At 41.5% G+C, this 24,774-nt stretch carries 24 protein-coding genes; 18 read left to right on the plus strand and 6 right to left on the minus strand.

What is annotated here, in order from left to right:
* Window positions 1-70: 70 nt before the first annotated feature.
* Both C8D94_RS03320 and C8D94_RS03325 read right to left on the minus strand, forming a co-directional pair.
* Window positions 71-1,612 (minus strand): Rne/Rng family ribonuclease, encoded by a 1,542-nt coding sequence (locus C8D94_RS03320; RefSeq protein WP_115123016.1) that lies wholly within the window; start codon window positions 1,610-1,612, stop codon window positions 71-73.
* Between the two features lie 323 nt (window positions 1,613-1,935).
* Window positions 1,936-2,232 carry an HU family DNA-binding protein gene (locus C8D94_RS03325; RefSeq protein WP_262510539.1) on the minus strand — a complete coding sequence of 99 codons (297 nt, stop codon included), beginning with the start codon at window positions 2,230-2,232 and terminating at the stop codon, window positions 1,936-1,938.
* Window positions 2,233-2,353: 121 nt separating this feature from the next.
* On the opposite strand from C8D94_RS03325, the gene mutY reads away from it, so the two are divergent.
* The 10 genes from mutY (at window position 2,354) to C8D94_RS03375 (ending at window position 11,289) form a co-directional block, all read left to right on the plus strand.
* On the plus strand, window positions 2,354-3,421 hold the full coding sequence (gene mutY, locus C8D94_RS03330; protein WP_115122466.1) for an A/G-specific adenine glycosylase: 1,068 nt from the start codon (window positions 2,354-2,356) through the stop codon (window positions 3,419-3,421).
* A gap of 109 nt (window positions 3,422-3,530) precedes the next feature.
* Window positions 3,531-3,995: a single-stranded DNA-binding protein gene (locus C8D94_RS03335; protein WP_115122467.1), complete on the plus strand. Its 465-nt coding sequence runs from the start codon at window positions 3,531-3,533 to the stop codon at window positions 3,993-3,995.
* A gap of 20 nt (window positions 3,996-4,015) precedes the next feature.
* Window positions 4,016-5,335 (plus strand): gliding motility-associated protein GldE, encoded by a 1,320-nt coding sequence (locus C8D94_RS03340; protein ID WP_115122468.1) that lies wholly within the window; start codon window positions 4,016-4,018, stop codon window positions 5,333-5,335.
* Window position 5,336: 1 nt separating this feature from the next.
* A complete protein-coding gene (gldD, locus tag C8D94_RS03345; RefSeq protein ID WP_115122469.1) occupies window positions 5,337-5,891 on the plus strand; it encodes a gliding motility lipoprotein GldD in 555 nt (184 codons plus the stop codon).
* Between the two features lie 70 nt (window positions 5,892-5,961).
* Window positions 5,962-6,222: a thiamine-binding protein gene (locus C8D94_RS03350; protein ID WP_115122470.1), complete on the plus strand. Its 261-nt coding sequence runs from the start codon at window positions 5,962-5,964 to the stop codon at window positions 6,220-6,222.
* Window positions 6,206-6,838, plus strand: coding sequence for a nicotinamide riboside transporter PnuC (gene pnuC / locus C8D94_RS03355; RefSeq protein WP_115122471.1), 633 nt, complete (start codon window positions 6,206-6,208; stop codon window positions 6,836-6,838). Before C8D94_RS03350 ends, pnuC begins: the two co-directional genes overlap by 17 nt.
* The gene (locus C8D94_RS03360) at window positions 6,799-7,356 is read left to right on the plus strand and encodes an AAA family ATPase (protein ID WP_115122472.1); all 558 of its coding nucleotides are present in this window, start codon (window positions 6,799-6,801) and stop codon (window positions 7,354-7,356) included. Before pnuC ends, C8D94_RS03360 begins: the two co-directional genes overlap by 40 nt.
* 8 nt (window positions 7,357-7,364) lie before the next feature.
* Window positions 7,365-8,894: a DUF4301 family protein gene (locus C8D94_RS03365; RefSeq protein WP_115122473.1), complete on the plus strand. Its 1,530-nt coding sequence runs from the start codon at window positions 7,365-7,367 to the stop codon at window positions 8,892-8,894.
* Entirely contained in the window at window positions 8,894-9,295 is a 402-nt protein-coding gene (gene arfB / locus C8D94_RS03370) for an alternative ribosome rescue aminoacyl-tRNA hydrolase ArfB (protein WP_115122474.1), read from the plus strand. Before C8D94_RS03365 ends, arfB begins: the two co-directional genes overlap by 1 nt.
* A 644-nt stretch (window positions 9,296-9,939) precedes the next feature.
* Entirely contained in the window at window positions 9,940-11,289 is a 1,350-nt protein-coding gene (locus C8D94_RS03375; RefSeq protein ID WP_115122475.1) for a sigma-54-dependent transcriptional regulator, read from the plus strand.
* On the opposite strand, the gene C8D94_RS03380 is transcribed toward C8D94_RS03375, so the two are convergent.
* Window positions 11,286-13,736 (minus strand): hybrid sensor histidine kinase/response regulator, encoded by a 2,451-nt coding sequence (locus C8D94_RS03380; protein WP_115122476.1) that lies wholly within the window; start codon window positions 13,734-13,736, stop codon window positions 11,286-11,288. The genes C8D94_RS03375 and C8D94_RS03380 overlap by 4 nt on opposite strands.
* 352 nt (window positions 13,737-14,088) lie before the next feature.
* Between C8D94_RS03380 and C8D94_RS03385 the strand changes: the two genes are divergently transcribed.
* On the plus strand, window positions 14,089-16,302 hold the full coding sequence (locus tag C8D94_RS03385) for a TonB-dependent receptor (protein ID WP_115122477.1): 2,214 nt from the start codon (window positions 14,089-14,091) through the stop codon (window positions 16,300-16,302).
* A 74-nt stretch (window positions 16,303-16,376) separates the two neighbouring features.
* Here the strand turns inward: C8D94_RS03385 and C8D94_RS03390 are convergent, their stop codons facing one another.
* On the minus strand, window positions 16,377-16,829 hold the full coding sequence (locus tag C8D94_RS03390; RefSeq protein ID WP_115122478.1) for a hypothetical protein: 453 nt from the start codon (window positions 16,827-16,829) through the stop codon (window positions 16,377-16,379).
* A gap of 211 nt (window positions 16,830-17,040) precedes the next feature.
* Here C8D94_RS03390 and greA point away from each other — a divergent pair, with 211 nt between their 5' ends.
* Both greA and C8D94_RS03400 read left to right on the plus strand, forming a co-directional pair.
* Entirely contained in the window at window positions 17,041-17,517 is a 477-nt protein-coding gene (greA, locus tag C8D94_RS03395) for a transcription elongation factor GreA (RefSeq protein ID WP_115123017.1), read from the plus strand.
* Between the two features lie 2 nt (window positions 17,518-17,519).
* Window positions 17,520-17,909, plus strand: a complete 390-nt coding sequence (locus tag C8D94_RS03400) for an HIT family protein (protein WP_115122479.1) — start codon at window positions 17,520-17,522, stop codon at window positions 17,907-17,909.
* Here C8D94_RS03400 and C8D94_RS03405 read toward each other — a convergent pair.
* Together C8D94_RS03405 and C8D94_RS03410 are read right to left on the minus strand one after the other, a co-directional pair.
* On the minus strand, window positions 17,906-18,241 hold the full coding sequence (locus C8D94_RS03405; protein WP_115122480.1) for a hypothetical protein: 336 nt from the start codon (window positions 18,239-18,241) through the stop codon (window positions 17,906-17,908). The two genes, C8D94_RS03400 and C8D94_RS03405, sit on opposite strands and share 4 nt — an antisense overlap.
* A 4-nt stretch (window positions 18,242-18,245) precedes the next feature.
* Window positions 18,246-19,406 carry a sensor histidine kinase gene (locus C8D94_RS03410; protein WP_115122481.1) on the minus strand — a complete coding sequence of 387 codons (1,161 nt, stop codon included), beginning with the start codon at window positions 19,404-19,406 and terminating at the stop codon, window positions 18,246-18,248.
* Window positions 19,407-19,501: 95 nt separating this feature from the next.
* On the opposite strand from C8D94_RS03410, the gene C8D94_RS03415 reads away from it, so the two are divergent.
* The 5 genes from C8D94_RS03415 (at window position 19,502) to C8D94_RS03435 (ending at window position 24,707) form a co-directional block, all read left to right on the plus strand.
* On the plus strand, window positions 19,502-20,380 hold the full coding sequence (locus tag C8D94_RS03415; protein ID WP_115122482.1) for a flavin reductase family protein: 879 nt from the start codon (window positions 19,502-19,504) through the stop codon (window positions 20,378-20,380).
* 41 nt (window positions 20,381-20,421) lie between these two features.
* Window positions 20,422-20,796, plus strand: coding sequence for a DUF3127 domain-containing protein (locus C8D94_RS03420; protein WP_115122483.1), 375 nt, complete (start codon window positions 20,422-20,424; stop codon window positions 20,794-20,796).
* A 62-nt stretch (window positions 20,797-20,858) separates the two neighbouring features.
* Window positions 20,859-22,238, plus strand: a complete 1,380-nt coding sequence (locus C8D94_RS03425; protein WP_115122484.1) for a short-chain fatty acid transporter — start codon at window positions 20,859-20,861, stop codon at window positions 22,236-22,238.
* A 23-nt stretch (window positions 22,239-22,261) separates the two neighbouring features.
* Window positions 22,262-22,906 carry a leucyl/phenylalanyl-tRNA--protein transferase gene (gene aat, locus C8D94_RS03430; RefSeq protein WP_115122485.1) on the plus strand — a complete coding sequence of 215 codons (645 nt, stop codon included), beginning with the start codon at window positions 22,262-22,264 and terminating at the stop codon, window positions 22,904-22,906.
* A 61-nt stretch (window positions 22,907-22,967) separates the two neighbouring features.
* Window positions 22,968-24,707, plus strand: a complete 1,740-nt coding sequence (locus C8D94_RS03435) for an agmatine deiminase family protein (RefSeq protein WP_115122486.1) — start codon at window positions 22,968-22,970, stop codon at window positions 24,705-24,707.
* Window positions 24,708-24,774: the final 67 nt, after the last annotated feature.

A 24,774-nucleotide genomic window follows, 5' to 3' on the forward strand; every position in this document is an offset into this window, starting at 1 on the left:
TCGGGGGAGAGGGCCTTACCGGAGGGGAACAAAAAAACCCCTAACGAATGAACGAAAGGGGTTTTGGGTATTATTTTATCTCTTCACCATTTTTATCATAAAAATGGTATTCAAGATACGTGTAAGCATCTCTTGGTTGGACTTTTATCCATTTTTTGTGCTCCATGAACCATTTGGTTCGCACAGATGGAAAGCCTTTAACGAGAAAGGCCGCTATAAAAGGATGTGTGTTTAGGGTTATCTTTTTATAGTCTTTTTTGAGGAGCTTTTTAAGGTCCTCGGTAATTCTGTTCACCACGGTGATGGGTGCTTCAATCTCTCCGCTTTCGGTTCCGGGCGCTTCTTCGCGCGTCTTAATGTTCATTTCCGGTCGTACGCGTTGGCGGGTGATCTGTATCAACCCAAATTTACTGGGTGGTAGGATCTTGTGTTTTGCTCTATCTTCCTTCATTTCGTCGCGAAGGTGGTTGTAGAGTTTTTTCCGGTTTTCGGCTCTACCCATATCAATAAAGTCTATCACAATAATCCCGCCCATATCCCGTAGGCGTAATTGTCTTGCTACCTCGGTAGCTGCAATCATGTTTACTTCCAGTGCGGTGGCTTCCTGATTTGTGCTTTTATTACTCCTATTGCCACTGTTCACGTCTATTACGTGCATGGCTTCGGTATGTTCTATCACTAGGTAGGTACCTTTGCTACTGGAAACGGTTTTTCCGAAAGAGGTCTTTATCTGTCTTTCTATACCGAACTTCTCGTACATGGGTACTTTGGAGTCGTATAGTTTTACTATGTTTTCCTTTTCGGGTGCAATTTCTTGCACATAATCTTTAATCTGCAAATAGAGGGTTTCGTCATCAATACAAATATTGGTGAAGTTGTCGTTAAATACATCTCTTATTATGGATGCGCCTCTATTCAATTCGCTTAGCACCTTACTGGGGAGGTGCGCCCCTTGTAGCTTCTTGCACATCGCCGTCCAGCGATCTACCAGATTTTGTAAATCTTTATCCAGTTCTGCTACTTTTTTGCCCTCTGCTACGGTGCGTATAATTACTCCAAATCCTTTGGGGCGTATGCTCTGTATCAAGCGTTTTAGCCTTTCCTTTTCTTCACGGCTCTCAATCTTTTGTGAAACTGAGATTCGGTCTGAAAATGGAACCAGCACGATGTAACGGCCAGCTATGGATAGCTCGCTGCTCAAACGGGGTCCCTTGGTGGATATGGGTTCTTTTACAACCTGTACCAGGGTGGATTGATTGTTTTTGAGGGCATTGTTTATGCCTCCATTTTTATCAATCTCTTTTTCAAATGGGAAATCCTTTAAAGTATAATCTTTAAGTTTACCTGTGCTTACACGTTTTACGAATTTTAGTAAGGAGAGTACTTTGGGACCTAGGTCGTGGTAATGCAAAAAGCCATCTTTTTCATAGCCTACATTTACAAATGCTGCATTGAGTCCAGGAACGGTTTTCCGAATCTTGGCGATAAACACGTCGCCAACAGAAAACTTGTTGTTTTCCTCTTCCTTGTGTAACTCGATTAGTTTTCCATCTTTTAAAAGGGCAAAATCTACTTCTTGTGAACTGGATCTAATAAATAATTCGTAGCTCACGATTTTTGATTTTTGTCCCGAATTTACTTCGGGATGGATTAAACAATATTTTATCACAGGATTTAATACCCCAAACAAATGGGGTTACCCGTCGAAACATACTTTACACCTAGGAAATGGTGATTTTATGTTTCATTTTCAAAGAACTTTTCTTTTGTTTCCTAAACGAAAAAAGTAGTTGCAACAACTACTTTTTCTTGTGGCGATTCGCGCGTCTTCTTTTTTTACGCTTGTGCGTCGCTACCTTGTGTCTTTTTCTTTTTTTACCACTTGGCATAAATTTATGTGTTTTATTTATCCTCCCAGGAGGGAGGATTGGGTTATTATTTTACTTCAACATTGGTTTTAACACCTTCTACAAAAACCTTAGCGGGCTTAAATGCAGGTATGTTGTGTGCTGGTATTTTAATTGTTGTGTTTTTTGAGATATTTCTTCCTGTTTTTTCGGCTCTAGTCTTGATGATAAAGCTTCCAAAACCACGTAAATATACATTGTCCCCACCTTCAAGTGAGTTTTTTACTTCGCTCATGAAACTCTCAACAGTAGCTTGTACATCTCCTTTTTCCATTCCTAGTTTTTCTGAAATTTTTGCTACTAAATCTGCTTTCGTCATTGTAATATAAGTTTTAAATTGGGTACTTAAGGTTTATTTTTCGAGGTGGCAAATATACATAATTTAATTTGTAAAACTAACCTCATAAACTATTAAAATTTAAAGAGATAAGGAGTACTTTCGTGAAATGGCAAAACAGAATGGCTTTTTTTCTACAAGGCTCATAGCGTGGTACTTAAAAAACAAACGAGATTTACCCTGGCGTAAAACAAAAGAACCCTATAAAATTTGGCTTTCTGAGATTATATTGCAGCAAACCAGGGTGTTACAGGGAATGCCCTACTATATTTCCTTTACAAGTAAATATCCCACGGTACACCAGCTGGCAGCAGCGAAAGAAGAGGAGGTTTTAAAACTTTGGCAAGGTTTGGGCTATTACTCCCGGGCAAGAAATTTACATTTTACGTCAAAAATTGTGGCAAATGAGTTAAACGGTGTGTTCCCGCAAACCTATGCCGAACTGAAAAAATTGAAGGGTGTTGGAGACTACACCGCTAGCGCCATCGCCTCAATATGCTTTGACAAGCCTACCGCTGTGGTGGATGGCAATGTATACCGTGTGCTCTCGCGGGTGTTCAATGTGGCTTTGCCTATTAATACTGGTAAGGGTATTACATATTTCAAGGGACTGGCCCAAGAGCTTATAGACCACGGACAGCCCGGTACCTACAACCAGGCCGTCATGGAGTTTGGCGCTAGATATTGTGTGCCGCAAAATCCAGATTGTGCCCATTGTATCTTTAACGACAAGTGTGAAGCATTTAAGAAAAATAAGGTGTCGCAGCTTCCCGTGAAGTTGAAAACATTGAAAACCAAAAAACGATATTTTAATTATTTGGTCGTGGTTTCAGAAGATGGGAAAACACTCTTGGAGCAACGCAAAGGGAAGGGAATATGGCAGAACTTATACCAATTCCCGCTCGTGGAGGCTTCAAAGGATATTTCAGAAAAACAACTTATAGGTACTGATGGGTTTAAGGGGTTTGCTGAAACGGTTTCAGTAAAAGTCATTACCAAACACAACGATACTCCTATTGTCCATAAACTTTCTCACCAACACCTCCACACCACTTTTTGGATTGTTGAAACCACTGCGCTTGGGGAAATGGGTGTGCCGGTTTCAACTGTAGGGACATACCCCGTCCCTGTGCTGGTTTCGAAATTCTTGGATGGTTTTAGGCTTAAAATTGAATAGCTAAAAGTTTTTCCAACATTCTTCAGTTTGAAGGAAACAACTGTTTTTAAAACCTTAAATTTGATTATATTTAAATTTCAAAATATACCTTTGTAGATTAATCATAATTATGAGCGGAACATTGAACAAGGTCATGCTAATTGGCCACACAGGAGACGAAGTAAAAATGCACTATTTTGATGGCGGGGGAAGCATTGGGCGATTTCCGTTGGCGACCAACGAGACCTATACCAACAGGACCACGGGCGAGCGTGTTACCAATACCGAGTGGCACAATATAGTGGTGCGCAACAAGGGTGCCGAGATTTGTGAGAAGTACCTCAAGAAAGGTGATAAAGTGTATGTAGAAGGAAGGTTGAAAACCCGTAAGTGGCAAGACGATAAAGGACAGGACCGTTACAGTACAGAGATACAGTGTACAGATTTCACATTTCTTACTCCAAAGAACGAAAGCGGCGCACCCTCCGGTACCAGTGGTTCCTCGCAACAAAACCAACAAGCAGGACAAACCCCAGCACAGCAACAACACGTACAGCAACCAGATATAGAGGATAACGACGATCTTCCGTTTTAAGTTTAATTAATACCAACGTATTGGACCCTGAGCCCCCCAGTTTATTTATTTCACTTTTAGCCTATACCGAAATATCCAGTTTGGTTTTTTTAGTGGTGCTGCTCCTATGCTCTGCACTCATCTCTGGGGCCGAAGTGGCTTTTTTCTCGCTCACCCCAACCGATTTTGAAACTGGAGACGATGCTAAAAACCCTAATAAAAAACTGGCTATTGTACAGCGTTTGTTGGCGCGCCCCAAAAAACTGCTAGCTACGATCCTTGTTTCGAATAACCTTATAAATATTGCCATTGTACTGTTGTTTGCTTCGTTGAGCGACACATTCTTTGGTAGTGTAGAGACGGTTTTCTATGGGTTAAGTGTTCGGTTTATCTTAGAAGTTGTTGTTGTTACCTTTCTTATCTTGTTGTTTGGTGAGATACTCCCAAAAATTTATGCAAGCCGAAACAAATTATCCTTCTCAACATTAATGGCGTATCCGTTACATGTTCTGGATAAATTTTTCTCCCCTATCAGTCTGCCCATGCGTGCCGCAACACTTTACATCGAGGATAAATTTGGCAAACAGAAATCTAACCTTAGTGTAGACCAGCTGTCCCAAGCTTTAGAGTTAACGGACGATAGGGACACCACCAAAGAAGAACAAAAGATATTGCAGGGTATCGTAACCTTTGGGAATACCGATACCAAACAGGTGATGAAACCCCGGATGGATATCTTCGCCCTTAACGAGGAAACCCCTTATAAGGATATAATGCCCGAGATTATTGCCAATGGCTATTCGCGTATACCTGTTTATAAGGATAGTATAGATACCATTACGGGTATTTTGTACGTAAAGGACCTAATGCCCTATATTGAAAGAAAAATACTCGATTGGCCTACCCTGGTAAGGGATGCCTATTTTGTGCCAGAGAACAAAAAACTAGATGACCTCTTGAACGAATTCAAGGAAATGAAAATGCACCTGGCCATTGTGGTTGACGAATATGGAGGCACCAGCGGCCTCATTTCTTTAGAGGATATTATTGAAGAGATAGTAGGAGAGATAAGTGACGAGTTTGACGATGAGGATTTAATATTTTCCAAGCTGGACGACAATACCTTTGTTTTTGAAGGCAAAACACCTATGAAGGATTTTTACAAGGTGATAAAACTGGAAGATCCTGAAATTTTTGAAGCTGCCAAGGGAGATGCCGAGACCCTAGCTGGGTTCTTGTTGGAAGTGTCCAAAGGGTTCCCAAAACAAAACGAGGTACTAAACTTCCACCAATATGCGTTTACCATTGAGGCATTCGATAATAAGAGGATCAAACAGATCAAACTTTCAATCACACCTTAATATGAGAGCGTTTTTAATACTTGTGCTAGTCGTGTTTTTTGCTTCCTGTAATGACGAAGTTACGGTTAAACCTTCGGCGATGTTACGGTTGGAGTATCCCGAACCTGTCTACACAAATGCAACAACGGGTTGCCCTTATACTTTCGATAAAAATGCTATTAGCAACGTTTCAGTAAAACAAAACTGTGCCGTGAATTTGGAGTATCCAAGTATAAACGCCACTCTTTATCTCACCTATCAGCCTGTAAGGGGAAACAATCTGGACTCCCTTTTGTACGATGCGCAAAAACTCACTTATGAGCATAATATTAAAGCACAGGCTATTTTTGAACAGCCAAGGGTAGATAGTATAAACAATGTATACGGAATGTTTTACGCCATAGATGGGAATGCCGCTACACAGTCGCAATTTTATGTTACCGATAGCGTGAACCACTTTGTTCAAGGCTCATTATACTTCAATGTAAAGCCCAATTACGATTCTATTTACCCTGCAGTAATGTATTTGCGTAACGATATTAGGCGTGTCATGGAAACCATTTCTTGGAAAGAGTGATGTTTTTTCTGAAAATAGCATACCGTAAAGCAAACCATTAATGCCCTTTTAAACTGAAAAATAGAATAGTATGAACATTTCCGTAGAGCTCACCCTAACACCGCTCCAAGATAATTTTGAGCCAGCCATTATAAACTTTATCAAAAAACTTCGTGCCTCTGGGCTAACTGTGCTGGAAAACCCCTTGAGTACACAGGTTTTTGGTGAGTACGACACGGTGATGGAAATCCTGAACAAAGAAATGAAAACCGCCCTTGAAGCCATTGATAAAGGCCTTTTGTACGTTAAAATTGTGAAGTCTGACCGTAGCGACTATGAGCCCCATTTTTGAATTCCTGTTCGGCCAATATGAAGGTTACGAAACCTACCAAATAACCCTAGAAGCTGTTGCGGTACTGTTTGGACTGGCATCTGCCTTGTTTTCTTGGCGAAATAGTATCTGGGTGTACCCTACGGGGATCATAAGCACCATGATCTTCGTGTACTTGCTCTGGCAATGGGAACTGCTGGGCGATATGATTATACAGGGGTATTACTTTGTTATGAGTGTGTACGGTTGGTACATCTGGACCCGAAAGGTCTCTCCCACAAAACATACTCCCATTACAAAAGCCACTAAAAAAGAGCACGCTATTGCTGCTGCCATAGGGTTTGCCTCGCTTATTGGTGTTTTTTGTGTGTATACCATTTTTGAAAAATGGACCAGCTGGACAGCCTATGTAGACACATTGACCACCGCAATTTTCTTTGGAGGGATGTGGATGCTGGCAAAACGAAAAGTAGAAAACTGGTTGTACTTGTTGGTGGGTAACATAATTAGTGTACCCTTGTATTTTGTTAAGGGATATACTTTGAGCAGTATGCTATATGTTATCTTTATAGCCATTTCAATCTTGGGATATATAGCATGGAAAAAACACTTGTACAGCGACAAGGTGATTGCATAAGGATAGTATTGTTCGGTCCAGAATCTACTGGAAAGACCACCTTGGCAAGACATCTTGCAACACGTTTCAATACCTTGTGGGTTCCAGAATATATGCGCGTATACCTTCAGGAAAAGTGGGATATAGCTGCTGAAAAAATTTCAAAAGAAGATCTCTTGCCCATTGCAAGAGGACAGATTGCCCAAGAAAATACCCGTGTAGATAATGCTAACAAATTTCTTTTTTGTGATACCAATCTGCTCGAGATCCAGGTATATTGTGAATATTACTATGATGGTTGGTGTCCAGAGGAAATAAAAGAAGCCGCGAGCGACCATACTTACAACTTTTATTTCTTGACCGATATTGATGTCCCGTGGCAGCCCGACGATTTAAGGGACAGACCCAACGATAGGTCTACCATATTTAGTAATTTTGAAATTGCACTTGTGGAAAGGAATCTCCCGTATGCGATACTTACAGGATCCCTAGAGCAACGAATAAATACTGCAACACAAACATTGCGACAGCTATTTTAGACCCAACTATGCTAACAAAAACCGATCTTCAACAAATTGAAAATGAAGGCCTTAGTGTCCAACAGGTGGTCTCACAGCTTGAGACCTTCGCAAAAGGGATCCCTCCTGCAACCATCGTTACGCCCGCATCTATAGGAAATGGTATTGAACAGTTTGATGAATCTTCCAAAAAAAAACTCGTTGCCCTTTATGAGGATTCAAAGTCTAAAAAGACCATCGTAAAATTTGTACCAGCCTCTGGAGCCGCGACAAGAATGTTCAAGTTTTTGTTCGAGTTCTTGGATGCCTTCAATCCGGATGAGGAAACCTTCAACCGGTTTGTCAAAAAAGGAAACCACAAGCAATTGGAGGTATTCGCAAAGTCACTCAAGTACTTTCCTTTTGTGAATGAGGTAAGAAAAAAAATAAGGGAAAATTATCCCGAATACAAACAGAGCCGAAAGGGTGCTAGAATACAAAATTTTGTAAAGAGCATGCTGGAAGAGGAAGGACTCAATTTTGGTAACATGCCCAAAGGACTCATCCCTTTCCACAAGTATAAAAAATATGCAACCACAGCTTTCGAGGAGCAATTGTACGAAAGTGCCCTATATGCCACTAGCAAAAGCGATGCTTATTTGCACTTCACGTTTGCTGAAAAACATGTAGGTCTGTTCAAGGAGGAGTTTGAGGCCGTGAAAAACCGTCTTTCCAAAAAAACCAAGACCGAATTCCATATTTCCTATTCCTTTCAAAAACCTGAAACAAATACTATTGCCGTAACCCTGGACAACAAGCCTTTTAGGGACCAAAGCGGCGCGCTTGTATTTAGGCCATCGGGTCACGGAGCTTTGCTGGAGAATCTCAATCAAGTGAAAGCCGATATTGTTTTTATTAAGAATATCGACAATGTGACCGCGGAGGAGTATGCCCAGGACATAGCTGAATATAAAAAAATGCTTGCAGGGAAGTTGCTCTTGGTGCAGGAAAAGACGTTTCGGTTTTTAAAGCTGTTAAAAAAAGATACTGTTCCAGATGAGGATATTTCAGAAATAAAATCCTTTCTATGGAATGAGCTGAACATAAAGGATATTCCTTCATCAAAAGAAGGGCTGTTCTTGGCTCTTAACAAACCCATTAGGGTGTGTGGGGTGGTAAAAAACACAGGGGCGCCAGGGGGTGGGCCTTTTTGGGTGAAGCAGGCTAACGGCACTACCAGTCTTCAAATAGTGGAAATGGCACAGATAGATACAGCCGATCCACACCAGGTGAACCTCGTAAAAGAAGCAACGCATTTTAATCCGGTGGATTTGGTGTGTGGAGTAAAGGATTTTGAAGGAAATAAATTTGACCTTACAGAATATCGCGATCCAGATACAGGGTTTATTTCGAAAAAATCACAATTTGGCAGGCCTCTCAAGGCATTGGAGCTCCCTGGTCTTTGGAATGGAGCCATGGCATACTGGAACACGATTTTGGTCGAAGTACCCTTGAGCACCTTTAACCCAGTAAAGACCGTTAACGATCTTCTCCAAAAAGAACATCGCCCAAATCTCTAATGGATACGTCCCAAATAGTAAAGGAATTACAGTACAAGGCCATACGCAGTAGTGGTGCTGGCGGACAACACGTAAATAAAACCGCCACCAAGGTAGAGGTCACCTTTTCTATTGCCAACTCGCAAGGGCTAACAGAAACCGAAAAAGAACTGCTCAATCAAAGACTTTCCTCTAGGATAACTTTAGAAAACACCTTGGTGCTTCAATGTGGCACAACCAGGAGCCAAAGCCGAAATAAAACTTTGGTCACAAAAAGACTATTAGAGCTCTTGGAACAAAACAGCAAGCCAAAAAAGAAACGGAAGAAGACAAAACCTTCAAAATCTGCCATAGAGAAACGACTGCGCGAAAAAAAGAAAAAGGCCCTTAAAAAGTCCAATCGCAGACCTCCTGAAATATAAACACCCCAATAACTGTATAAATTTTATACAGGTGTATACTACATTTTACACATTTCAAAAAGGAGATTTTAACACAAAGTTTTATTTTATTGCTGAAAATCAATCCTTTAAGGCGTCAAGGTGCTGAATTTATATTTTGGCGCAATTGTTTCTATAAGCTATACATCATTACGAATTAGTACGCTTTTAACAAACCTACTGAAGACTATGAAAAAGATGCATTTTTAGCAAAAAAGAGTTATTAATGCTGAATACGACCATCGAAAAGCTGAAACAATCCCCACTTTGAAAAAAGTGTTTCAGTAAAAGTTGAATATTGAATTTGGAATTCCCCAGCCTGAATAATGCTGTAGTGAATATGAGGGTGCTACCATTATAAAGCTTGTAAAAATTCTGAAAAAGGTGAATTAAAGACTAGTAATATCTATCACATAGGCTCTTGCCTTAACTTGTAAGCCAACAACAAGTTGCCGATAGGTTTCAAAAGCAGTAAGCTGCAGGTATTTTTAGATTCAATACTTCGCAAGGGCGCCCAATAGGGCGCCTTTTTTTATCCCCAAAAACCAACTCTTTTATATCCTATTTAGATAACATTAACCTTTTACACCAAGGATATTGCTTACTTTTGCATTTTGTCCAAATCTATGTCTGAACAAATATTATTAATAGAGGACGACGTGGCTTTTGCAGCTATGCTAACTTCTTTTTTGGAAAGGAACCAGTATGTGGTTACTGTTGCCCATACCGGCGAAGACGGCCGTAAGCATTTGTCTAAATCTGCTTTTGCAATTGTAATAACAGACCTTAAATTACCAGATACTACCGGGATTGAACTATTAGAGTTTTGCAAAGAAACTGCACCGGGAACCAAAGTACTTATCATGACGGGCTATGCAGATGTAACAACAGCAGTGGACGCCATTAAAAAAGGAGCTATAGACTATATCTCCAAGCCCTTTAGGCCAGAGGAACTTTTAATGGTCCTAAAAACCGCCACCCCAAAAGTTGAGGAAGCCAGCGAGCAAGTATTGACCCAAGAAGGCAAGCCAGCCCAACAGAGAAAATTGGGAGCACCCTATGTAAATGGAATAAGCGAAGTTTCAAAAAAATTTAATGAGTACCTCCAATTGGTGGGGCCAACCAATATGTGTGTACTCATACAGGGTGAAAGCGGTACTGGAAAGGAAGTAGCCGCAAAGACCATACACGATATGAGCCAGCGAAGCGACAAACCGTTTGTTGCCGTAGATTGTGGTGCTATCCCAAAAGAGATTGCTGCGAGTGAGTTTTTTGGACATATTAAAGGAAGTTTTACTGGTGCTGTAAATAATAAAATTGGCCATTTCCAAGCAGCAGACGGAGGCACGTTGTTCCTGGATGAGGTAGGGAACCTGTCTTATGAAAACCAGATACAATTGTTAAGGGCACTTCAGGAAAGAAGGATAAAGCCCGTGGGGAGTAACAACGAGATTGAGGTGGATCTACGTATAATTTCTGCAACCAACGAGGATCTCACAAAAGCTGTTGCCGAAGGAACTTTTCGAGAAGACCTCTATCATCGTTTAAATGAATTTTCCATACACATCCCAGCACTCAAGGAGCGAAAGGAAGACTTGTTCCTGTTTACCGAATTTTTCTTGGACCAAGCCAATACCGCCCTTGGTAAGAACATTAAAGGGTTGGATAAACATGTGGAAACAGCCTTTAAGAAGTACTCTTGGCCGGGTAATTTGCGCGAGCTTAAAAATGTACTGAAACGCGCCGTATTATTGACCAATACACCAAAAATTTCAATAGATGTGATCCCTAGGGAAGTAATTATAGAAGCTGAAACAGCCCCTAAAAAAGATTTTAGCAGGGAAACTAACGAGAAGCAGCTAATACTTAACGCCCTCAAAGAAGCCGACTATAACAAGGCAAAAGCCGCAAGACTTTTGAATATCACCCGAAAAACACTGTATAATAAATTGAATCTTTACGATATCGAGCTTTAGGAAATTTCATTTTCCAGTGCTTTGGCTATCTTTTCCATTGCTACATCAAAATTTTTAAAGAGCTTTTCAAGCTCCCCGCTATTATCTTCAATAGTTTCTAAAGCTTCTAAGAGAGTAACAATTTCATGAGCTTTTATTTGCCGTGCCATAGTGAGCTTTCGGTGGGAGAGAGCACGTATGGTATCCAGATCATTTTCTTCCACAGCTTTGCGTAAAACCTGCATGTCCACTTTGGTCTGTTTTAAAAATACCGAAAGTATTTCCTTGAGTCCCTTTTCGTCCCTTACAAAAGACCTAAGAAGACTTAAATCATAGGGAGCGTTGGTTTGGTTTGGTTCTTCGGTTACAGTTGTATATTCCTCTCCGGTACCAAATAAGCTATGAATTACATTGAGCAACTCTATTTTATGGAAGGGTTTGTGCAATAACTCGCTAAAGCCCTGCTCGAAATAATAATCTGTTTTATGTTGCTGATTACCCGTCATTGCTACAATAGGCTGTTTTTTATAATGTAAGAACGTACCATTTTTCAATTTCTTTAAAACTTCAAAACCATCGGTTTCGGGCATTTGTATGTCGGTAAGCACGAAGTCGTAATCCACAGCTCCCGAAATAGCTTCAAAATCTGAAAATTTTTCAAAGGCATTACAGGAAATACCTTCTTGCTCCAATACTTCGGTAAGCAAAGAGCGCATTGCGGGGTCATCATCAAAAACAATAGCTTTTAGCATCTTGGCTTTCAGTTTTGTATTTTCTGAAGGGTCTGGGGCCACTTTTGCAACAGGTATTTCTATTCCCGAAACTTTTTCCAAAGGAATTTCTACTGAAAAGTTACTTCCTTCCCCAAGCTCGCTCACCACCGAGATGCTACCACCCAATAGCCCAGCCAGTTTTTTTGAAATGGCAAGCCCAAGCCCGGTTCCGCCAAATTTTCTGGAGGTGTCTTCTTCGGCCTGCGTAAACTCTTTAAAAATGAGTTCTTGTTTTTCAGCCGAAATACCTATTCCAGTGTCCTTTACTGTAATCTTAACTGTAGTTTTTTGGTCTGTCTCTGCGATAATTTCGGCAATAATAGAGACGCTTCCCTCATCGGTAAACTTGAAGGCGTTGCTCACTAGGTTCAAAACAATTTGCCGTATGCGCAACGGGTCGCTCTTGTAATAGCGGGACGTAAGTTTCTCGTCTATTTTAAAATGAAGTTTAACGGGCTTGTCCGGATACCTGTCCTTAACGGCGTTTCCAGATTCCAAGAGGATATTCTCTAGATCAAAGGCTACGTGGTCTATCTTCAGTTTTCCTGCTTCTAGTTTCGAGAAGTCCAACAAGTCGTTTACGAGCTGTGTAATGAACAGTGAGCCACTTGCAATTTGGCTACTGTAATATTTTTGCTTTTCGGTAAGGGCTGTATTCTTGAACAACTCGGTGTATCCAGAAATGGTGTGTAGTGGTGTCTTTAGGTCATGGCTCACGGTTGCGATGAGTTGTTCACGGCTTTTTAGCACGTCTTCGGTGGTTTCCTTTGCCACCCTTAGTTTTCTACGGAGTTTTTCGGCCCTAAAGAAATCTGAAATTATGATGTAAGAAAACAATAGTATTACCGCCAATCCCACAATCCCCGAAATTTTTAGGACACTACTTGCCTTTTCTATGGAACGTTGCTGTACGGTCTTTTCACGCAGATAATTGCGGGAAATTTGTTGGTCGAAAACGCTTATGAGCTCCTGTAGTTCTTTGGAAATAACCAAGTCGTTCATAATAAGTTCTGCCTCTCTGGACTTTAGCTCTTCCCTATTTTTGTTTTTTATATACTTAGCTTCAGCAACAATATAGCGTGTGGCTGCAAGTGTAGAGTCTACGACCTTTGCGGGAACTTTCATAGTATCTATGCCCTTGTTGTAATTAAGCATGGTAATTATGTTTTCCCATGTTTTTCGTTCTTTTCTACTTCTCCATTTTGGGTTTAGGGTGTTCTGCATGGTGAGTTTACCCATGTTGTCCTCTAGGTTTGATATCTCGCGCAGGATCTCATCCAAGGAATTGTCTTCCTGCATTTCCATGGAGAGCTTCCTTAGGGCTATAATGTTCTTGTTTTTGGAAATTATGAGCCTTTTAATACTGTCCAATTGCTGTCTTTGTGATTCCTTGGTAGTAGATTTTCTGAAATCTGCTATACGTTGGTATAATGAGTCCACCCTGTCTTGAAAGCGTTCAAAATCTTCTTCATTTTCAGATAACAGCGCCAGACGGGAATAACTATCAGTCTCGTATACTAGATTTATGAGCGATCCTGTTTCTACCGCTTTTTTGCTGTCCAAGTCGTTTGCGGCGTTTAGATACGTACGCATTTCTGAAAAGAGGAACACTACCACGATGACCGCCAAAGTCGCAAGGACCAGGTAGCTCGCAATAATCTTAAGGGGAAAACGAGTTTTTAAAGGCTTCCGCATGTATAGTAAAGATACATAAAAACGTTTCTTTTATTTTGTTGAAAAATAAAAACGCTTTAGTACTTTTGCGCCACATCTCAAAGGGGTGCTAAACGAATTACGATTGTAGAATTACGAATTACGAATTTTTTGTTCGTACCTCATGTTCTGTCCCTCGTACTTCCAGAGGCTGAGATTATACCCATAGAACCTAGAACAGGTAATGCTGTTTAGGAATGTAACTGTCACACCGGGCACAGTCGAGATGTCTTTGGTCGAGCCATCCACATCTCGACTGCGCTCGAACAGACAATAAATTTTTAATTAACAATAGAATAACGCCCCTTTTATTCGTAAACTAAATTTTTTACGAATGAAAACGTTACAAACAATTGCCATTGCACTAGTTGCAACAACTACTGTGCTGGCACAAGAAAAACAACAAGACAGTACCAGTGTAGAGACCTTGGAAGAGGTTTTGGTACAAAGCGTACGGGTAGATGCAGACTCGCCCATTACACACTCCAACCTTACGGCCGAGGAAATTGAAAAACGAAATCTAGGCCAGGACATCCCAATATTGCTTAATTACCTGCCTTCGGTTGTCACTACTAGCGACGCTGGAGCAGGAGTGGGGTATACCTATATTCGAGTACGGGGAAGTGATGCTTCAAGAATTAACGTAACCCTTAACGGTATTCCCTTTAACGATGCAGAAAGTCAAGGAACATTTTTTGTGAACCTTCCAGATTTTGCTTCTTCGGTACAGAGTTTACAATTGCAGCGAGGTGTGGGAACAAGTACCAACGGTTCCGGAGCATTTGGTGCCAGCCTTAATTTATTGACCGATGCCGTTTCCACGGAAGCGTATGGGGAAATTGCAAATAGTTTTGGCTCTTTCAATACCAGAAAGCACAATGTAAAGTTCAGTACAGGGTTGCTCAACGAGCATTTTGAGATTGCCGGCCGTCTCTCCACCATACAGAGCGATGGCTATATAGACCGTGCGTCTAGCGACCTGAAATCGTATTTCCTCCAAGCTGCCTTTAAGGACGACAATACGCTAGTAAAAGCCATTGCCTTTGGAGGTCGCGAGGAAACCTACCAAGCCTATTACGGGATAGATGCCGCAACCTTGGAAACCGATAGGACCTTTAATACCGTGGGGCAACAATTTGATGCCAACGGAAATTTTGAAGGGTTTTACGATAACGAAGTAGATAATTATGCACAAGACCATTACCAGGTACTGTGGAACCAGCGTTTCAATAATAATTGGAGCACCAATGTAGCACTCAATTATACGCTGGGGAGAGGTTATTTTGAACAATATGTGGACGACTTTTATTATACCAACATTTTATTTAGTGGCGATTCGCAATTTGAATTCCTGGGAGCAGAGCCCATAGCGTTGAACGGGGAGACCATTTCGTCTACCGATTATATTCGCCGTCGCTGGTTGGACAACCGTTTTTATGCAACCAATGCCAATGTAAACTATAAGGACAGCAGCTGGGATATTTCTGGCGGTGCGTTCTTCAGTTTCTATGATGGCGACCACTATGGCGAAATCCTGTGGAGTGAATTCCCCATTGGGTACGATTACAAAGAACGTTACTACGAGGGAACGGGCGATAAGGACGAATTCACGGTATTTGCAAAAGCCACCTATCGAATCAATAATAAATGGAGCGTCTTTGGCGATTTGCAGGGAAGATTCGTTAACCACAAAACCAGCGGTATTGAAAGTGACGGACAACCGTTGAATGTAGATGTGTCCTACGATTTTTTCAATCCTAAAGCAGGTGCCTCGTTTCAGTTGAATGAAAAAAACCAATTTTACGCTTCCTACGGAAGAGCGAACAGAGAGCCACGCCGAAGCGATTTTGAGGAGGATCTCTTCACGGCCGAAACCTTGGACGATTTTGAACTGGGATGGCGTTATGCTTCCCAAAAAGTTGCCGTAAACAGTAACCTGTTCTATATGGATTACAAGAACCAGTTGGTACTAACAGGCGCCTTGAACGATGTGGGAGCTCCCATACGTACCACCAGCGGAAGCAGTTACAGACTGGGATTGGAGATAGATGCACAGATTTCGGTATTGGATAATCTTTCAGTATTGCCCAATATTGCGTTGAGCACCAATAAGAACAGGGATTTCTTTTTCTCCCGTGATGGACAATTGGTAAATCTGGGTAACACAAATATCTCGTATTCGCCTGAAATTGTTGCGGGCAATGCTATTTTGTACCGTCCAGTAACCAATCTTGAAATAGGGTTTTTATCCAAGTTTGTAGGAGAACAGTTTATGGGGAATATTGATAGTGAAGCCTCAAAATTGGACAGTTATTTTGTAAACGACCTGAGCATAAACTTTTCACTGAAAAAAGTTCCGTTTGTAAGGGAGATTGTGTTTCAGGGATTGGTGAACAATTTGTTCAATGTAGCATATGTAAGCAATGGTTATTTCTTTACGTTCGATGATGATTTCAGCAACCCGGGGACTATTACAACTGTAGAGGGTGCCGGGTTTTTCCCGCAGGCAACCATCAACTTTTTGGTAGGGGCAACAGTCAAATTTTAGACGCTGAAGAAAAGGGAATAAAGCTCTAAGGATAATAAGTACAGTCTAAGTATAGTTGCTGCAATACTTATACTTTAATTGCTCACGGTAATCACATCTCCTGTTCGTACGGCACGGTAGCGCAGCATGGGGTATAGGTTGTTTTGGTTGCTGGTATGCTCACCGGTCACGATGTTGTATTCGTTCTCGTCGTTCGTGCAGGGGCAGGTGGCAATAATGCCGTCTATGGTCATTCTGGAGCAGGAACTAGGGGTGTGGTTGGGGTCGCTCAACTCGAAAGCTGCATATTGGGATTCGTTTACGCAATATATAACCACACCTTTAATGCCTTGTGGGGGGTTCAACAATACTTTTCCTCCAGGAAAGCGCAAGGCATTGTACTCTGGCAAACTTAGGTTCAGGGTTATGTTCACCAAGGGGTCTATGAGGTAGGGATTGTTCTCGTTTATATCGTCATCTTTCTTGCATGAAAAGAGAGACAGGCCCAAAAGTGCTAGGCTGAATACTATTTTTGTTGTTTTACCCACTGGAGTTAAAAATTTAAAGTTTTATTTTGTTGAAACTATGCACGTTTTAGTAAAGGACAAAAGTACGATAAAATGGCAACAAGTTATTTTTTAGTATATTTGTATAACCAAATCCCGTCCACGTATGGGATTTTTTGTGTTTACTACTGAGGGGGATTAATTTTCCCTTCAGAGTGATCAAATTATGTTACAAGAATACAACGAAGGAATTATGGGCAAAGTATCTTATTATACTGCAGAAGGATTAAAAAAATTGCGGGACGAACTCAATCAATTGAAAGATGTAGAGCGTCCAAAGGCGTCACAGGCCATTGCCGAAGCACGTGATAAAGGGGATTTGAGCGAGAACGCCGAATATGATGCCGCAAAGGAGGCACAGGGAATGTTGGAGATGCGTATCTCGAAACTGGAAGAGACCCTTGCGGGGGCCAGATTGATAGACGAGAGCCAGCTGGACACTACCAAGGCTTTGATTCACTCCACCGTAAAGATAAAGAACCAGACCAACGGTGCAGAGATGACCTATAAATTGGTAGCCCAGAGTGAGGCAGACCTTAAAACAGGAAAAATATCTGTAGATTCACCTATAGGTAAAGGATTGCTGGGAAAAAAAGTAGGCGAGGTTGCCGAAATACAAGTGCCCAACGGTACCATGAAGTTTGATATTGTTGAAATAACCCGAGAATAACCATGGCGTCTATATTTACAAAAATAATTGAGGGCGAAATACCCAGCCACAAGATTGCCGAAGACCATAAATTCATTGCGTTTTTGGATATTAACCCAAATGCCAAGGGGCACACCTTATGTGTTCCCAAGGAAGAAGTGGACAAGGTTTTTGATCTTGGCGAACAGGATTACCTTCAATTAATGCAATTTTCAAGAAATGTGGCCAAGGCACTTGAAAAAACTATAGATTGCAAGCGCATTGGGATGTCTGTAATTGGGCTGGAAGTACCGCACGTACACGTACACTTGATTCCTATAAGCGAGATGAAGGATATGACATTCCAACACAAAGTAGAAATGTCCCAAGAAGAGCTTGCCTCTCTGGCAGAGGATATTGCCAAAAACTTTTAGGTAAAATAATATATCAATGCTGCCAGCAGCAGTGCATCTACAAGAATAATTATATAGAACAACGGTTTTAACTTTACAGCACCACTCATAGGTTCAGCCAGCTTTAAGTTATAGTTGTATACCCTCTCAATATCGTTGGTCCAGTTCACTGGGAAAATGGTTTGATTACAGGTGTGGCAGTACATGGTAGATTTTATTTCCTTTTCAGCCTTTTCAAAAAATTTGTTTTCTTTTTTATCCTGTGTAAACGTTAGCTCCAGCCCATTCGTGGCAAAGCAAGTTGGGCAATTGTTGTTTAAGCGGGCGGTATGTAGTGTGTGGGTGGATTTCATTTTCCTAGTGGGTTTGTCGTAACATAATACTCATTGTGGTGCCGGTTTTGGGACTGCTCTTCAACACTCGTATTTTACCGTTATGATACTCTTCAATAATTCTTTTTACCAAGGATAGACCAAGACCCCATCCTCGTTTTTTTGTGGTAAAACCTGGTGAGAACACCCTTTTGAAATCTCGTTTGGGGATCCCTTTCCCCGTATCCGTAACTTCAATAAAAACTTTATCGTTCTTATTGGCAATAGAAATATAGATCTTTCCTTTTCCCTTCATTGCATCGATAGAATTTTTCACCAAATTCTCTATGGTCCAGCCATATAATTGCGGGTTCAGATGTACAAAAATGGGTTCGGAAGGTACTTCAATTTCAAAGTCGATAAGTTTGGAGCTTCTGGACTTCAAATACTCATAAGCCTTAACGGTTTCTTGCACTATGTCAGATTTTTCCAGTGTCGGTATCGAGCCTATCTTGGAAAAACGTTCGGTAATGGTTTGTAGCCGGTCTACATCTTTTTCAATTTCGGCAATATATTCAGGGTTTACATTTTCGGTTTTTAAAATTTCGGTCCAACCCACTAAAGACGATAGGGGTGTGCCAATTTGATGCGCGGTTTCTTTGGCCATACCGGCCCAAAGCTTGTTTTGGTCCGAGCTTTTTGCTGTTTGAAGAAAAAAGTAAACGGTCACGAACATCAAGACAATAATGATGATAAGCAATGCGGGATAGTATTTAATCTTGTTTATAATGGGGGAATTGCCGTAATATATAGTTGTGAGCAGTTTGTCCTTATAGGTAACCTCCAATGGTTTGTACTCCTGTGCATATTCTTTGGATAGTGCTATAAGTTTGTTCCTGAGTTGTGTAGAGTCTAGTTTTTCAAGTTTGATGTTACGGTAGTCGTAAATATCTTCGGCCATTTTGTGAACTACCATAGGTGTAGTAGTGTTACTTTCAATAACCTTGAGCACCACAGGGCTCATAACCATGCTTTCACTTAATTGAAATTCCTCTAGGTCCTGTTGGGCCGAGGCCCAGATTTTCATTTTTTCCCGTTCATTTTCCTTCAGTCTGTTCAGAAAAGAATAGGTGTTATAAGCCACTAGACTTATGATCATTATCGAGGCCACAACAAATATCCAGCGCAGGGCAATTCTTTTGTTCATACAAAACTATTTTCGGTTTAAATATAAAGGAATTATGTTGATATTATTGTGCACCCAAGCTTTCAATTAACAGCTTCTTTGGGTACATTTGCGCTATGATAAGTATAGACCCAAAAGCAATTCCGGTTCCCAAACTCCACGGATATTTATTGGGAGCAGTTTCGCCAAGACCCATTTGTTTTGCGAGCACCATAGATGCTGAAGGCAACGTAAACCTGTCTCCATACAGTTTTTTTAATGTGTTTAGCGCAAATCCGCCTATCATGGTTTTTTCCCCAGCAAGAAGGGTGAGGGACAATACTACAAAGCATACGTTTGAGAATGTATTGGAAATCAAGCAAGTGGTCATAAACATAGTGAGCCACGCCATGGTCCAGCAAATGAGTCTTTCCTCTACCGAATATGCCAAAGGGGTGAACGAATTTACAAAAGCAGGCTTTACCGAGATGCCCTCTACCCTAGTGAAACCACCCCGAGTGAAGGAAGCACCCGTACAATTTGAGTGCAAAGTGAACGAGGTTATAGGTTTGGGTAGTGAAGGCGGGGCAGGGAATCTCGTAATCTGTGAAGTGGTCAAGGTGCATATCCATGAAGAAATCTTAGATGCCGAAGGCAAAATAGATCCTTTTAAAATTGACACCGTTGCCCGTATGGGCGGTAATTGGTACTCTCGCGCCAAAGAAGGCATTTTTGAAGTTGAAAAACCATTACGCACCCTGGGGATAGGAGTGGACAACCTGCCCGTGGGCATTAAATTGAGCAAAACACTCACGGGAAACGATTTGGGCAAACTGGGTAATGTTGAAAAGCTGCCGGAGTCTTCAGAAATTGATACCTTTGTAGCCGAAGCTAGCGAGCCTTACCAATATTTGATCACCTCAGGTACCGAAGCCGAAATCCACGAAGAGGCACAGGCACTTTTAGAACAAGGAAAAGTAACCGAAGCCTGGTGCCTCTTGCTCAGCAAAAAATAAAATGTTTAATTAATAAGAGTATCGTTTTACGAAAGAATACTATGGAAGTACAAGGAAAAATTAAATTGATAGACGAGACAAAGACCTACGGGAACAATGGTTTTAGAAAAAGAGAAATGGTAGTAACTACCGAAGAACAATACCCGCAGCACATTATGATAGAGTTTGTGCAGGACAAGACCGACCTGCTGAACAACTACCAAGTAGGGCAGAATGTGAAAGTTAGCATAAACCTAAGGGGAAGAGAGTGGGTGAACCCACAGGGAGAGACCAAGTATTTCAACTCCATTCAAGGGTGGCGTATAGAGAATGTAGACCAAGCAGTATCCCAGGACATGCCGCCAATGCCGCCAGCCGATACGTTTGAGCCTGCTACCGATCTTAACGAAGACGACCACGACGATCTTCCGTTTTAATTCCAAAAGCATAAAACTGTATAAAAATCCTGCCTTGTGGTGGGATTTTTTATTTTTACCCTATGAAGTTTACCAAGGCTATCGAAACCATTTTCAATAAGTACCTTCCCTCACCCTTTAGTATTGCTGTGCTGTTAACGGTACTTACTATGTTGCTGGCATTCTTCTTTACTGAAGCTCCTCCCGAAGAAAATCACATACTCGCTATACTGTCCTACTGGGAAAACGGAATTTGGAATGAAGGGTTGCTGGTCTTTGCGTACCAAATGATGCTTATCCTTGTGTTGGGGCATATCTTGGTGTTGAGCAAGCCGGTAAATGCACTTATCGTAAAGTTGACCAACTTGGTGAGCAACACCTCCAATGCAGTACTTTTGGTTAGTGTGGCAACTATGCTGGTTTCTTTCTTCAACTGGGGTTTAGGACTTATTTTTGGAGCCATAATGGCAAGAAAAGTTGCCGAGGCGTCCCAAGCACGCGGCTTTTCCATAAATTATCCCTTAGTGGGTGCCGCTGGTTACATAGGCCTTATGGTGTGGCATGGTGGGATGAGTGGCTCTGCTCCCTTAAAAGTAGGGGAGTCTGGACATTTGGCCAGCTTGATGGCAGGAGTTGGCGATGCCGGACTTGCCCAGCAATTGCCAAGCCTTATAGGTTTTGATGAAACTATTTTCAGTACTTCAAATCTTGTTGTTTTTGGCGTACTACTGTTGGTGCTCCCCACATTTCTGTATTTTTTGGGAAAACGCACAGCAACAACAATCGTTAACCTGCCTATCTATAAAAATGAAGCCTCTCTGCAAGAAACACCAAGCGGAGCAGATAAAATAGACCATTCCAAGTTATTTGGAATTGCTTTTGGAACTATAGTAATCATTGCCTTTTGTTACCAATATTTTGAAAATATAAAACAACTGGTAGTCACTCCAAACATGCTCAATTTTTTTATGTTGGGGCTGGCACTTTGGTTCCACGGAAGTTTTTCAAATTTCTTGAATGCGTTACAGGAAGCCATCTCAGGAGCTTCAGGGATATTGGTTCAGTTTCCATTGTATTTTGGCATTATGGGTATTATGCGCGATAGTGGGATGGTAGTGTCAATTTCAGATTTTTTTGTTTCTATAGCTACCCAGACCACCTTGCCCATTTTTACATTTTTTAGCGCTGGTCTGGTAAATATCTTCGTGCCCAGTGGTGGAGGGCAATGGGCGGTACAAGGCCCCATTATAGTAGAGTCTGCTTTAAAACTGGGTGTTCCCTTGCCCAAGGCCATAATGGCGTTGGCGTATGGAGACCAGATTACAAATATGTTACAGCCCTTTTGGGCATTGCCTCTCTTGGGCATTACTAAATTGAAGGCGAGGGAAATTTTACCGTATACCGTACTTTTAATGCTAGTGGGCAGTGTAATCTTCTTATCAAGTTTGTTATTGCTGTTCTAATCTGAAATTTTCAAAAATCAATAATGGTTCAACCTCTTTCGGCATCATTACAGTTCCCTCCCGTTTCTGAAGCAACTGAAGACGGGCTATTGGCTTACGGCGGCGATCTTTCTGCCGAACGATTGCTCTTGGCATACCAATCGGGCATCTTTCCTTGGTACGAAGATGGGCAGCCTATCTTGTGGTGGAGCCCCGACCCAAGGATGGTACTATTTGTTAACGATTTTAAAGTATCGAAATCACTTCAGAAAACGATAAGGAGAGCGCATTTCAGCGTTACCTTCAACCAAAACTTTAGTGAAGTTATACGGCAGTGTGCAACAATCCAGCGACCTGAACAGCAGGGTACTTGGATTACCTCCCAAATGCAGGACGCCTACATAAAGCTTCATCAGCAAGGACATGCTGTTTCGTTCGAGGTATGGCAGGATGAAGAACTGGTAGGGGGTGGTTACGGAATTGATTTGCCTGAAAGAGGGATCTATTGCGGGGAAAGTATGTTCAGTTTAAAGAGCGATGCTTCTAAGGCGGGATTGTATTATTTGGTTCAGCGTTATAAGAAATTAGGGTATAAATTCTTGGACTGCCAAATATATACATCGCATTTGGCGAGTTTGGGAGCTTGTGAAATTCCTAGAAAAGAATTCATAAAACTCTTAAACCTTTAACAAACAGTGCTTTAATGAAATAAATTTTATAGCTATATTCGCTTTAAAATTATACGTACTTATGAAAAAGTTTTTACCAGTTTTGGTGTTCGCAATTCTCTTTGTGGCTCCCTTACAAGCGCAGGAACCCGTATTGCCAAACTATCTCACCGAAAATGAAAAATCAATCTTGCCCAACTATACCTTTGGCCAAGACTCTAGGACACCAGCTCCCACAGGTCCCGTGCGTACCATGGCAGAGTGGGAAGAGGTAGAATATCTTGTGGTTACATGGCAGCCAAGTTTCCCAAATATCTTGCGCCAGATTGTTGAGGCAGCCGTGGAAGAATGTAAAGTGATCATTACCACCCAAAACGAGACATCGGTGGCAAATTATTTAAGCTCTAATGGAGTAGACCTTACCAATATTACATTTATGGACGTAGATTGGGACAGTATCTGGATTAGGGATTACGCAGGAAACACTATTTATAGCGACGATGTGGGGGAACGCGCCCTTGTTGACTGGATTTACAACCGTCCACGCCCTAATGACGATGTTATGCCCTCTTCTCACGCTACAACCACGGGATTGCCCATTTATATTACTGACAGCGGCACAAACGATTTGGTGAATACCGGTGGTAATTTTATGAGCGATGGTATGGGGAATGCATTTGCTTCAGAGTTGATCCTGGAAGAGAACGAACCGGGGAACCCTTATGGAGTGACCCCAAAGACCGAAGCAGAGATAGACCAGATCATGGAAGACTATATGGGAATTTCTACTTATATAAAAATGACTGCGCTTCCCTACGATGTTATCCACCACATAGACATGCACATGAAGCTGTTGGACGAAGAAACCCTTCTGGTGAGTAAATATCCCGAAGGCGTTGCAGATGGTCCACAGATTGAAGCAAATATAGATTATGTATTGAGTAATTTCCAGTCCACTTTTGGAACCCCTTACGATGTTAAGTGGATTGATGCCCCTCCAAGCTCGTCAGGTTTATATCCGGACAATGGAGGATATTATAGGACCTTTACCAACGCAACCTTTGTAAATAAAACCATTTTGGTGCCTATATACCGTCCAGAAGTAGACGGTCCAGCTTTGGCACAATGGGAAGAAATGATGCCTGGGTATACCATTGTAGGAATAGACGTGGATAATCAAGGTGAAAATTTAATCTCGCAAGTAGGTGCTATCCATTGTATAACGCATACCATTGGTGTGGCAGACCCTCTTTGGATAGTACACCAAAAGATAGACGAAGCCGAAGCGAACACAACTGTACCTGTTGAAGCACAGATAAAGCATATCTCAGGAATTGCCAGTGCCTCGGTATTTTGGAAGGAAGAAACTGCAGCAAATTGGACCGAAACAGCTATGACAGCAGCAGGTACCGATATGTGGACAGCAGATATTACGATCCCCAATACAGAAGAAAATATTCAATACTACATTAGCGCCGAAGCCAATTCCGGGAAAACACAAGTGCGTCCCATCGTGGCTCCAGAAGGATATTGGACCATGAACCTTGGAGGCGTTTTAAATACAAACTCTTTTGAAAATGCAATTGTTGCAGGCCCGTTCCCCAACCCTGCAAATAATACTGTATCCTTTGGTTTCGATAGCGATATTGCAAATGTGCAAGTAGTTGTACACAATGTTTTGGGACAGGAACTTATGAATTCTGAATATACCTTGTACAACGGCTCACTAACGGTAAGCCTTCCCGCAAACTGGTCCGGAACACTTTTCTTTAGCCTTACCACCCAAAAAGGAACAACCGTTAAAAAAGTACTGAAACAATAAACTATACAATAATAAAATTACAAATGCCGTTACTTTATGTAGCGGCATTTTTTAGTTGAATTTTATC

This window comes from Marinirhabdus gelatinilytica (assembly GCF_003353425.1).
GTDB lineage: Bacteria > Bacteroidota > Bacteroidia > Flavobacteriales > Flavobacteriaceae > Marinirhabdus > Marinirhabdus gelatinilytica.